We start from the raw sequence: 11,030 nt of genomic DNA on the forward strand, positions 1-11,030 counted from the left end.
CATCCCATGCAGCAGATGACGACGTTCAAGAACAGCATCCTCGTCGCGGGCGGCGCGGGCTTCATCGGCTCGCATCTCTGCGAGACGCTGCTCTACCAAGGCCACCGGGTGATCTGCGTGGACAGCTTCCTGTCCGGCCGCCGCGAAAACGTGGAGCCGCTGGAGAACCACCCCGGCTTCACCCTGATCGAGCAGGACATCACCAATCCTGTGACCATCCGCGGCCCGCTGGACCGGGTCTACAACCTCGCCTGCGCGGCCTCGCCCCCGCAATACCAGGCCGATCCGACGCATACGATGATGACCTGCGTGGTCGGGACCGGGCACCTGCTGAAACTGGCCGAGAAGACCGGGGCACGCTACCTGCAGGCCTCGACCTCCGAGGTCTATGGCGATCCCGAGGCCCATCCGCAGCGCGAGGACTACTGGGGCAACGTCAACTGCACCGGCCCCCGCGCCTGCTATGACGAGGGCAAGCGTGCCGCCGAAAGCATGTGCTTCGACTCGCTCCGGGCCGGCAACGCCGATGTGCGGGTGGCGCGGATCTTTAACACCTACGGCCCGCAGATGCGCCCCGACGACGGTCGGATCGTGTCTAACCTGATCTGCCAGGCCCTTGAGGACAAGCCGATGACCATCTACGGCGACGGGATGCAGACGCGGTCCTTCTGCTATGTCAGCGACCTCGTGCGCGGCCTCATGGCGCTGATGGAGGTGCGGGACGCGCCGGACGGGGCGGTGAACCTCGGCAATCCGGGCGAGTTCACCATCCTCGAGCTGGCCGAGCTGATCCGCGAGATGGTGCCGGGCACCGCGCGGCCGGTCTTCAAGCCGCTGCCGAAGGACGATCCCAAGCGCCGCCAGCCGGACATCACCCGCGCCGGAACGCTGCTGGGCTGGTCCCCCGAAGTGCCGCTGCGCGAGGGGCTGGCCAAGACCATCCCCTGGTTCGCGACGCAGGTGCAGGCGCCGGTTCCGCGCAAGCGTGCCGCCGTTCCGGCGCTGGCCGCCCGCTGAACACAAAAATCCGGCCCCGCGCATCGCGTCGGGGCCGGACTTCGTCTTGCCTTGCTCTGCCGTCCCGGCGCGCTGCCGGGCGCGGGCTCAGTCCTGCTTCGAGACATCCCGGATCGTCGGCACGATCTGGTCGCCCCAGGCACCGGCGCCGTTGTGATGGCGCGAGACCCGGATCAGCTCGACCGAGATCCCCTCGGCGACGGCGCGCTGGACCGCCTCGTTGACGCGGTGGACCGCATCGGCGACGCGGTGGATGGCGCGGGTCTGTGCATCCGTCTCAGGACGTTCGACGCGGGTGAACTCGGTGGCTTGGTCGTTCATGGTGTCCTCCTCGGGGGTTCTCGCTCAGGGCGTTGGGGTGCCCCTGCCGGCGGTCGGCAGGGGCGTCGTTATCATTCGGCGGCGAACTGGTTCATGGTGTTGGCATGACCGCCGGCCTTCAGCGCGCGCTCGCCGGCGACCATCTCCTTGAAGGTGTCGCCGAGGTCCGAGCCGACCTCGTGCTGGTGCTTGACCGCCGAGATGCCGCGGCGGATCTCCTGCCGCTGGACGGTGGCGACATAGGCCAGCATCTTGTCCTCTCCGAAGTAGCCATGCGACAGCTCGTCCACCGACTTCGCGGTCAGGTGGAAGGTCGGCAGCGTGATCAGGTTGTGGAACACGCCTGCCTTGGTCGAGATGTCGTGCTGGAAGCGGCGCAGACGGTCGTCGGCCTCGCGCCCCAGATCGGTCTCGTCATAGTCGGCCTTCATCAGCTCGTTGCCGGCCGGGTAGTCGGTCTCGGCGATCTTGCCCTCCTTGATCCACTGGTCGCGGACCTGTTTGCGAAGGTTCAGCGTCCAGTTGAAGCTGGGCGAGTTGTTGTAGGTGAGCTTCGCGTTCGGAACCTCGCGCTTGATCTCGTTCACCATGCCGGCGATCTCGTCGACATTGGGCGTGTCCGTCTCGATCCACAGCAGGTCGGCGCCGCCCTGGGTCAGCGAGGCGATGCAGTCCTCGATCACGCGCTGCCGGCCCGAGCCCTCCTGGAAGGGGAAGAGACCGTTCGGCAGGCGCGCCGGGCGGACGAACTGGCCGTCGCGATAGAGCGCCAGTTCGCCGTCCTTCATCGGGTTGGCGTCGGTGATGGCTTCCGTCTTCAGCCACTTGATGTATTCGGCGGCCAGATCGCCCGGATGCTGGCTGACCGGCACCTTCTGCGTCAGGCCCGCGCCGAGGCTGTCCGTGCGGGCGACGATGACGCCCTCATCGACGCCCAGCTCCTCGAAGGCCAGGCGGCAGGCGCGCAGCTTCTCGATGAAGTCTTCCCGCGGCACCGTGACCTTGCCGTCCTGGTGGCCGCACTGCTTGGCGTCCGAGACCTGGTTCTCGATCTGCAGGCAACAGGCGCCGGCCTTGATCAGCTCCTTCGCCAGAAGATAGGTTGCGTGCTCGTTGCCGAAGCCGGCGTCGATATCGGCGATGATCGGCACGACATGCGTCTCGAAATTGTCGATCGCCTCGATCGCGGCGCGTTCGGCGGCGCTGTCGCCGGCCTTGCGGGCGGCCTTGAGATCCTTGAACAGATCGTTCATCGCGACCTCGTCCGCTTGGCGCAGCGAGGTGTAGATCTCCTGGATCAGGTCGGCGACGGCGGTCTTCTCGTGCATGGACTGGTCGGGCAGATGGCCCCACCGGTTGCGAAGGCCGGCGACCATCCAGCCGGACAGGTAGACATAGGCGCGTTTGGTGGTGCCGCGCAGGCGCTTGACCGACTTGATCATCTGCTGGGCATGGAAGCCCGACCAGCAGCCGAGCGATTGCGTCGACAGCGTCGGGTCGGCGTCATAGGCGGCCATGTCCTCGCGCATGACCTTCGCCATGGCGCGGGCGATGTCCAGATGCGTGTCGAACGTGTTCTGCAGCTTCAGCTGGACGATGTCGTCCACGGTGACGCCGCCCGGCGTCTGGCCGGAGGGATAGCGCGCTTCGGCCTCGGAGCGGAGTTCGGCGTAGGTCTTGCGGTTTGCCATGTCGGTCCTCGTTCGTCAGGATATGGAAGGTCGGTCGGTAAGGCGCATGGCCCACCGGGAAAGGTGCCGGATTGTCGGAAAGGGTCAGGTCGGGCTGCTGTCTGGTGTCATCCGCGTCTCCCTGCGCTGCGGCTGCATCCGGTTCCTGATGTCACTCTAGTAATGTAATGCTGTGGGCGCATTATAAGTTTGAAATGAATGGGTGCGGCCGTAAGTATTGTCACATCCTAACAGGCGGATCTGTAACATCATGGCCAAGCGCATCCAGAAGCTGATGATCGGCCGGCGCCTCAAGGTGCTGCGCAAATCGCTTGGACTGACACAGGCGCAGCTGGCCGACCAGCTGGACGTCTCGGCCAGCTACATCACCCTGATCGAGGCCGACCAGCGTCCCGCCTCGGCGAACCTCCTGCTGCGGCTGGCGCAGGTCTACGACATGAACATCGGGGAACTCGCGCCTGAGATGGACGCGCAGCTTGCATCCGACTTCGAGGCGGCGCTGAAGGACCCGGCGCTGGAGCTGGCCGCCCTGCCCCGGTCCGAGATCGAGGCCGCGCTGCAGGCCTCGCCCCAGATCGCGGCGGCGGTCGTGCGCCTGCACGGCAAGCTGACCGAGGCGCGGATGCGCGATCAGGCGCCTGACAATCCCTTCACCGACCGCGCCAAGGTCGAGGCCATCGGAGAGGTCTCCCGCCCCGACGAGCGGGTGCGCGACTGGCTTTATGCCACCGACAATTACATGGATGCCGTGGACCGCGCGGCCGAGCAGCTGGCCTTCGACATGGCCCTGCACCGCGAGGAGCCGCATCTGGCGCTGACCGACCGCATGTCGCGCCACGGCATCCGCGTCCGCATCCTGCCGGCCGAGGTGATGGGCGGGGCGCTGCGCCGCTTCGATCCGCACCGCAAGGAGCTGATGCTGTCCGAGCTGCTGGGCCAGGCGAGCCGCCGCTTCCAGATCGGCGTGCTGATCGCGCGGCTGGAATACGAGGCGCTGATCGAGGCGCAGATCGACGCGGCGGGCTTCAAGGACGCCGACACCCGCAGCCTCGCCCGCGTCAGTCTGGCGAACTACTTCTCGGCGGCTCTCCAGATGCCCTATGCCCGCTTCCTCGCCGCCTGTGAGCAGGAGCGCTACGATGTCGAGCTGATATCACACCGCTTCGGCGCCTCCTACGAGCAGACCGCGCATCGGATGGCGACCCTCCAGCGCCCCAACGCGCGTGGCATCCCGTTCTTCTTCGTCCGCATCGACCGGGCGGGGAACGTGTCGAAGCGCTTCAGCGCCGGGCGCTTTCCCTTTTCGCGCTTCGGAGGGACCTGCCCGCTCTGGAACATCCATTCCGCCTTCGAGGCGCCCGAGCGCGTTCACACCCAGATCATCCGCATGCCCGAGGGCGCCAGCTACTTCTCGATCGCGCGCACGGTGATGCGGGCGGGCGGCACCCATGCCGCGCCGGCGCAGCGGCTGGCCATCGGGCTCGGCTGCGACGTCTCCTATGCCGCGCGGCTGGTCTATGCCGACCGCATCAACCTGGACCGGGCCGAGCCGACCGACATCGGGCTGAACTGCTATCTCTGCGAGCGGCAGAATTGCGGCTCGCGCGCGCAGCCGCCGATCAACCGCCGCCTTGCGATCAACGAGCGGGAGCGCAGCCTCGCCCTCTTCCGCTTCGAGGGGGAATAGCGGGAAATCGCGCGCGCGCAGACCGTTAGGTCCGGCTGCTCTCGAAGATGCTCCAGAAGGCTGACGCATCCGTGTCCGCGAGCGGGGAACATCGCCCGCCTCTCTCCGTTGTTCGGCCCAGACACCGGAGCCAAGCGCCCCGGCCGTCCGACCCGAAACAGGAGGAAACAGACGATGACTGACCGCAAGATCATGACGAGCGCCGCTGCCATCTTTGCCGCGACCTTCGCCACGGCCTCGCTGGCCCAGGACGCCCTGACCAATCCCGAGCCGGGCCTTGGCGCCGATGGCGGCCAAGTGCAGATGGACACCTCGCCCGAGGCCGGCGGCCTCGGCGGCGGCGAAATGGACACAACCGGCACCGGCACGGGCGTCGGAACGGGCGTTGACGCGACCACCGGCGCGGGCGTCGGCGGCGAGACGGGCGTCGGCACCACCGACATGACCGACGGCGCCGGCACGGGCACCGTGGGCGGGAATACCGGCACGATGACCGAAGGGCAGACGACGCCTCCGGCCGGTGACATGGGCACGACCGGCGCGGCCGGAGAGATGGGCACCACCGGCGCGGCCGGTGCGGGCATGGATGCGGGCGCGACGGGCGCGGGCGCGACCGGAACGGCCGGCGCCGCGGGCGACATGGGTGCCGGCGGCCAGGGCGACTGGACCTATGGCTCGCTGATCTCGGGCATGCGCACCGGCGCCGACTTCTCGGCCGAGCTGGAGGGCATCGACGAAACGGCCGACATCCAGATCGTCCGCCTCAGCTCATTCCAGGGTGCGGCGGCCGAGAACGCGCAGGGTTTCGACCAGGCGCTGACGGACAATGAAGCGGCGCTGACCACCGGCCGCGACGCTGTGCGCGGGAACACGCAGATCACCGAGGCGCTGGAAGCCGAGGAGTTCGACGCCGACGACGTCGTGATGGTGCGTCGCAGTGCGGAAGGCGCGGTCGAGGTGATCGTAGACGACCGCGAAAGCTGATCGCGCTCCCTGACAGGCAGAAGGGCCGTCCTGCATCCGCAGGGCGGCCCTTTCCGTTCAGCCTCGGGCGGCGGTGATGAAGCTGCGGATCAGGTCCTTGTCCTTGACGCCCGGCGCCGCCTCGACCCCCGAGCTGACGTCGACGCCGGGCGCGCGGGTCAGGCGCACGGCCTCGGCGACATTGTCCGGCGTCAGACCGCCCGCCAGCAGCCAGGGCCGCAGCCAGCGCCGCCCCTGCAGGAGCCGCCAGTCGAAGGCGAGGCCGTTGCCGCCCGGAAGCGCCGCGCCTGGCGCAGGCTTGGCATCGACCAGCAGCAGGTCCGCAACGAGGCTATAATCCGTCAGCTGGCCCAGATCCTCAGGGCCGGAGATGCCGACGGCCTTCATCACGGGCAGGCCGGTGCGGGCCTTGATCGCGGCGACGCGGACCGGATCCTCATGTCCGTGAAGCTGGATGATGTCCAGGGGAACGACGGCCAGAACCTCGTCCAGAATCGCGTCATCCGGGTCCACGAAAAGTCCCACCTGCGCCACGCCGACCGGCACGTGCAGCGACAGGGCCGCCGCATCGGCGGGCGTCACGGCACGGGGCGAGCGGGGAAAGAAGACGAAGCCGACATAGCGCGCGCCGGCCTCGGCAGCCAGCGCGACATGGGCAGGCTCGCGCAGCCCGCAGATCTTGACGTCGGTCACCTCAGCGCGGCGCAGGCAGGCCGGCGGCCGCGTCGGACGGTGCCACAGGGCGCGCGGCCGCGGGTTGCGCGGGCTTGGTGCTCGGCTCGTCGAGGATCGCCAGCACGTCGTCCGTGGGCGCGGCGTGCCGTTCGCGCAGATGGCCGACCTCGGATTCCAGGCGCGCGACCTCGGCCCGGCGGGCGCTGGCCTCGCGGCGGATATGGGCCTCGCGCAGCCATTCCCAGATGAGGCCCGCCAGCATCCCGAAGGCGATGGAGACCAGGATGACCAGGAACAGCGGCAGCTCGACGCTGTATTCGCCGCCGAGGTAGCGGCCGATATTGGCCGGGAACAGCGCCAGCGTCACCAGGCCGCGATTGGCCAGCGCGATGGCGACCAGCAGCAGCGCCAGGACGACCACGAAGAAAAGACGGAGAAAGCGCATCACGACTCCTTGCTTGCCGGCGCGGTAAAGGGCGGCCGGCCGCCTGCTTCTACGACGCTCACGCGTCCCCGTTCAACCGGTCACGCAGCAGCTTGCCGGTCTTGAAGAAGGGCACGTGCTTCTCCTCGACCTCGACCGAGTCCCCGGTCCGCGGGTTGCGCCCGGTGCGCGAGTCGCGCTTCTTGACCGAGAACGCCCCGAAGCCGCGCAGCTCGACCCGATCGCCGCGCGCCATGGCGTCGATGATCTCTTCGAGCACCGTGTTCACGATGCGCTCGACATCGCGCCGGAACAGGTGCGGGTTCTCGTCTGCGATCTTCTGGATCAGTTCGGATCGGATCATGCTTCTTCCCCAAGATGAACGGGCCGCGGGCAAACCCTGCGCCTGTCGCGGGGTCGGGGGCGGGACGCCAAAAACGGCCCCCATATCGCGCAACGCGCAGCGGAAGTCACTGGTTTCACAGGGTTGCCAGCTTTACATAAGCCGTGCAAGGCGGCAGGTGCGGGCCTGCCAAAAAAATGGCCCGCCCCGCGTTTGCGGGACGGGCCAAGGTCGATCGGGCCGAGGCCGCGATCAGCTGTTGCGGTTCAGTGCCGCACCCAGGATGTCGCCAAGCGAGGCGCCCGAATCCGAGCTGCCGTACTGGTCGATCGCTTCCTTCTCTTCCGCGATCTCGCGGGCCTTGATCGACAGGCCGAGACGGCGGGTCTTGGTGTCCACGTTGGTGACGCGGGCATCGACCTTGTCGCCGACCTGGAAGCGCTCGGGGCGCTGGTCCTGACGGTCGCGGGCCAGGTCGCTGCGGCGGATGAAGGACTTGACGCCGTTGTACTCGACCTCGATCCCGCCTTCCTCGATCGCCGTCACCTCGACGGTGACGACCGAGCCACGCTTCACGCCGTCAACGGCTTCGGCCATGTGCTCGTTCTCGAGCGACTTGATCGACAAGCTGATGCGCTCTTTCTCGACATCCACGTCCTGCACGACGGCCTTGACGGTGTCGCCCTTGCGGAAGTCCTGGATCGCATCCTCGCCGCGGGCATCCCACGAGATGTCCGACAGGTGGACCATGCCGTCGATGTCGCCTTCGAGGCCGACGAACAGACCGAACTCGGTGATGTTCTTGACCTCGCCCTCGATGACGGTGCCGGTCGGGTGCGTCTCGGCGAAGACCTCCCACGGGTTGCGCATGGTCTGCTTGAGACCAAGCGACACGCGGCGCTTCTGCTCGTCGATCTCCAGCACCATCACGTCGACCTCTTGCGAGGTGGACACGATCTTGCCCGGATGGACGTTCTTCTTGGTCCAGCTCATTTCCGAGACGTGGACCAGACCCTCGACGCCGGCTTCCAGCTCCACGAAGGCGCCGTAGTCGGTGATGTTGGTCACGCGGCCCTGGTGGACCGAGCCGATCGGGAACTTGTCGGCGACCGTATCCCACGGATCGGCCTGCAGCTGTTTCATGCCGAGGCTGATGCGGTGGCTGTCCTTGTTGATCTTGATGACCTGGACCTTGACGGTCTCGCCGATCGCCAGGATCTCGGATGGGTGGTTGACGCGGCGCCAGGCCATGTCGGTGACGTGCAGCAGGCCGTCAACGCCGCCCAGATCCACGAACGCACCGTATTCGGTGATGTTCTTCACGACGCCGTCGACCGTCTGACCTTCGGTCAGGTTGGCGATGACCTCGGCGCGCTGTTCGGCGCGGCTCTCTTCCAGGATGGCGCGGCGCGAGACGACGATGTTGCCCCGGCGGCGGTCCATCTTCAGGATCTGGAACGGCTGCTTCAGACCCATCAGCGGGCCGGCGTCGCGCACGGGGCGCACATCGACTTGGCTGCCGGGCAGGAAGGCCACGGCGCCGCCCAGGTCGACCGTGAAGCCGCCCTTGACGCGGCCGAAGATGGCGCCCTCGACGCGCTCCTCGTCCGAATAAGCTTTCTCGAGGCGGTCCCAGGCTTCCTCGCGGCGGGCTTTCTCGCGCGAGATGCTGGCTTCACCGCGGGCGTTCTCGACGCGGTCCAGATAGACCTCGACCTCGTCGCCGACCTGGATGTTCGGCTCTTCGCCCGGGTTTGCGAATTCCTTCAGATCGACGCGGCCTTCCATCTTGTAGCCGACGTCGATGATGGCCTGGCCCGCCTCGATGGCGATGACCCGGCCCTTGACCACCGAACCTTCGTCCGGTGTGTCGATTTCGAGGCTTTCGTTCAGGAGGGCCTCGAATTCCTCCATGGTCGCTTTAGCGCACATGCGTGATCAGTTTCCTTTGTGTCTGTTTTCTGGCCATGCGGTTGGCTCCGCCGGTCTTTATGGTGCCGTTCAGGGCAACGACAAAAGGCCGGAGCGTGCTGCCCGACCTGTCCGCTGGCGGCCCGCCAGGACCGGTTGCCCGAGTGACTGGCGCCCCCATAGCGGCAAACGCCGGGAAACTCAACGCCTAAACGCGCCGCCAGACGCCGGTGGCGCGGCTGTAGCGCGCGATCTCCGGCTCTTGCCAGGCGGCCGCCTCCATCGGGGCGGTGTGGCGCTGCAATTCAAGCTCGGTGCGATCGATCGACAGCAGCGCGAACTCGTTCTGCACGTCGCTGAGCCGCGCGCAGAGCGCGGTGCCCGTCTGGATCTGCAGAAGGCGCGGGTAGAGGCCGGTCTCCAGCAGCTCGTCTGCCGCCCAACGGTGCAGATGGCCCGAGAGGATGACATGCACCCCCGCCGCCTCCAGCCGCCCGAGCGCCTCGTGCGCGCGGCGCGCCGGCCGCTTGTCGACCCGCGGCAGCTGCTGGAGCGGGTGGTGCAGCGCGACGATGTTCGTGCCGAGCGGGTCGAGCCCCCGCTCCAGCCGCGCGATCTCGCCCGTGCGAATCTTGCCGCGCTGCCAGGCATAGGGATCGGCGCTGTTGACGGCCATGACGCGGGTCTGGCCCGCCCGCGCCTCGGGGCGCAGCACGGGCGAGATCCGCTGCCGCCAGGCCGCGAAGGGCCAGAAGAGCCGCGCGAGCGGGTTCAGCACCGGCAGATCGTGATTGCCCGGCATCACGATGGTCGGCGCCTTGATCCGGTCGAGGAAGGCGCGCCCTTGCGCCAGCTGCCCGGGCAGCGCGCGATGGGTCAGATCGCCCGTCACCACCACGAGGTCCGGCGCAAGCGCCTCGAGGCGCGCCAGGAGCGGCTCCACCAGCGCCTCGCGGTGAAAGCCGAAATGCAGGTCGGTCAGGTGCAGGATTCGCGTCACGGCCTAGACGTCCGCCGTCTTGCTGACCCCGTCCCGCGGCCGCAGGACGCGCAGCCCGCCATGCCGCACCTGCAGCCGGAACGGGCTGGTCAGGGCCGTCTTCTCGCCGTCATGGGCGACGAGCTGGCGGCGGCGCGGCGTCTCGATCTGCAGCTCGTCCGTGCTGATGAGGTCGAAATCGCTGTCCTTGGCGCTGTGCCCGAAGGCCAGCCGCACGGCCGAGCGCATCAGCGGCAACGGCTTCTTCGCCTTCGCGATCAGCACGGCGAACTGCCCGGCACGGATGGCGTCCGCGCCGTCGAGACCGAAGCTGTCCATCTGGTAGGCGCTGCGCGCGATGAAGACCAGCGCGCTGGTGAAGGTGCGGCTCTCGCCGTCCACCCGCGCCACGAGCTGCATCGGCTGGCGCAGGCGCCGCAGCGCCACCAGCACCGACCAGTAGGCCGCCAGCCGCGAGCGGCCCCACCGCTTGTAGATCCCCTCGCGCGTCTTCAGGATCTGCGGATAGGCGCCGAGGCTGATGTTGTTGAGGAAGATCAGGCCGTTGACATCCCCGACATCGACAGGCTCGAGCCTGCCGTCGCGCAGCGTCTCGAGCGCATCCTCGATCGTCTCGCCGACGCCCAGATCGCGCGCGAAGTAGTTGAAGGTGCCGCCCGGCAGAACGCCCATCGCCACATCCGTGCCGGCCAGCGCGCCTGCGACGGCCGATTGGGTGCCGTCGCCGCCGGCCGCGACGACCAGATCGAAACCCTCGCCCGCCACCTCGCGGGCAAGGTCCGGCAGGTCGCTGCCGCGCTGGCTCTGGCGCAGGGTGAAGCTGGCGCAATGGGGGGCAAGATCGGCCTGAAGCTGCTCGGCCAGCTGGCGGTGCTTCTTCTTGCCCGAGCCACGGTTCATGATGACGCAGACCCGGGCCTTGCCCAGATCGAACGCCTCGGTCTTGTCCTGCATCTGTGTCCCCCGATCGCTCTGCC

Annotated in this window: 11 protein-coding genes; 3 read left to right on the forward strand and 8 right to left on the reverse strand. The window is 68.0% G+C overall.

Annotated features, from left to right (window positions below; all coding sequences use genetic code 11):
* Positions 1-6 precede the first annotated feature (6 nt).
* Positions 7-1,017 carry a UDP-glucuronic acid decarboxylase family protein gene (locus BLP73_RS07410; RefSeq protein WP_245686586.1) on the forward strand — a complete coding sequence of 337 codons (1,011 nt, stop codon included), beginning with the start codon at positions 7-9 and terminating at the stop codon, positions 1,015-1,017.
* Between the two features lie 87 nt (positions 1,018-1,104).
* On the opposite strand, the gene BLP73_RS07415 is transcribed toward BLP73_RS07410, so the two are convergent.
* Positions 1,105-1,338 (reverse strand): SMc00767 family acetate metabolism repressor, encoded by a 234-nt coding sequence (locus BLP73_RS07415; RefSeq protein ID WP_090741887.1) that lies wholly within the window; start codon positions 1,336-1,338, stop codon positions 1,105-1,107.
* A gap of 71 nt (positions 1,339-1,409) precedes the next feature.
* Positions 1,410-3,029: an isocitrate lyase gene (locus BLP73_RS07420; protein ID WP_090741889.1), complete on the reverse strand. Its 1,620-nt coding sequence runs from the start codon at positions 3,027-3,029 to the stop codon at positions 1,410-1,412.
* A gap of 250 nt (positions 3,030-3,279) precedes the next feature.
* Here BLP73_RS07420 and BLP73_RS07425 point away from each other — a divergent pair, with 250 nt between their 5' ends.
* Positions 3,280-4,716, forward strand: coding sequence for a helix-turn-helix domain-containing protein (locus BLP73_RS07425; RefSeq protein ID WP_090741891.1), 1,437 nt, complete (start codon positions 3,280-3,282; stop codon positions 4,714-4,716).
* A gap of 174 nt (positions 4,717-4,890) precedes the next feature.
* Positions 4,891-5,700, forward strand: a complete 810-nt coding sequence (locus BLP73_RS07430; protein ID WP_090741893.1) for a hypothetical protein — start codon at positions 4,891-4,893, stop codon at positions 5,698-5,700.
* A 57-nt stretch (positions 5,701-5,757) separates the two neighbouring features.
* Here the strand turns inward: BLP73_RS07430 and BLP73_RS07435 are convergent, their stop codons facing one another.
* From BLP73_RS07435 to BLP73_RS07460, 6 genes are all read right to left on the reverse strand, one after another.
* Entirely contained in the window at positions 5,758-6,393 is a 636-nt protein-coding gene (locus BLP73_RS07435; RefSeq protein ID WP_090741895.1) for a phosphoribosylanthranilate isomerase, read from the reverse strand.
* A gap of 1 nt (position 6,394) precedes the next feature.
* On the reverse strand, positions 6,395-6,820 hold the full coding sequence (locus BLP73_RS07440; RefSeq protein ID WP_090741898.1) for a LapA family protein: 426 nt from the start codon (positions 6,818-6,820) through the stop codon (positions 6,395-6,397).
* A 58-nt stretch (positions 6,821-6,878) separates the two neighbouring features.
* Complete coding sequence (ihfB, locus tag BLP73_RS07445) at positions 6,879-7,163, reverse strand: integration host factor subunit beta (protein ID WP_090741900.1); 285 nt, start codon at positions 7,161-7,163, stop codon at positions 6,879-6,881.
* A gap of 231 nt (positions 7,164-7,394) precedes the next feature.
* Positions 7,395-9,074 (reverse strand): 30S ribosomal protein S1, encoded by a 1,680-nt coding sequence (gene rpsA, locus BLP73_RS07450; RefSeq protein WP_090741902.1) that lies wholly within the window; start codon positions 9,072-9,074, stop codon positions 7,395-7,397.
* A 187-nt stretch (positions 9,075-9,261) separates the two neighbouring features.
* Complete coding sequence (locus BLP73_RS07455; RefSeq protein ID WP_090741904.1) at positions 9,262-10,053, reverse strand: metallophosphoesterase family protein; 792 nt, start codon at positions 10,051-10,053, stop codon at positions 9,262-9,264.
* Between the two features lie 3 nt (positions 10,054-10,056).
* Complete coding sequence (locus BLP73_RS07460; protein WP_090741906.1) at positions 10,057-11,007, reverse strand: diacylglycerol/lipid kinase family protein; 951 nt, start codon at positions 11,005-11,007, stop codon at positions 10,057-10,059.
* Positions 11,008-11,030 lie beyond the last annotated feature (23 nt).

This window comes from Paracoccus tibetensis (assembly GCF_900102505.1).
GTDB classification, from domain to species: Bacteria; Pseudomonadota; Alphaproteobacteria; order Rhodobacterales; family Rhodobacteraceae; genus Paracoccus; species Paracoccus tibetensis.

Coding starts and splice junctions, on each gene's coding strand:
- BLP73_RS07410 (WP_245686586.1), top strand. CDS start 7: ATGCAGCAGATGACGACGTTCAAGAACAGCATCCTCGTCGCGGGCGGC.
- BLP73_RS07415 (WP_090741887.1), bottom strand. CDS start 1,338: ATGAACGACCAAGCCACCGAGTTCACCCGCGTCGAACGTCCTGAGACG.
- BLP73_RS07420 (WP_090741889.1), bottom strand. CDS start 3,029: ATGGCAAACCGCAAGACCTACGCCGAACTCCGCTCCGAGGCCGAAGCG.
- BLP73_RS07425 (WP_090741891.1), top strand. CDS start 3,280: ATGGCCAAGCGCATCCAGAAGCTGATGATCGGCCGGCGCCTCAAGGTG.
- BLP73_RS07430 (WP_090741893.1), top strand. CDS start 4,891: ATGACTGACCGCAAGATCATGACGAGCGCCGCTGCCATCTTTGCCGCG.
- BLP73_RS07440 (WP_090741898.1), bottom strand. CDS start 6,820: ATGCGCTTTCTCCGTCTTTTCTTCGTGGTCGTCCTGGCGCTGCTGCTG.
- ihfB (WP_090741900.1), bottom strand. CDS start 7,163: ATGATCCGATCCGAACTGATCCAGAAGATCGCAGACGAGAACCCGCAC.
- rpsA (WP_090741902.1), bottom strand. CDS start 9,074: ATGTGCGCTAAAGCGACCATGGAGGAATTCGAGGCCCTCCTGAACGAA.
- BLP73_RS07460 (WP_090741906.1), bottom strand. CDS start 11,007: ATGCAGGACAAGACCGAGGCGTTCGATCTGGGCAAGGCCCGGGTCTGC.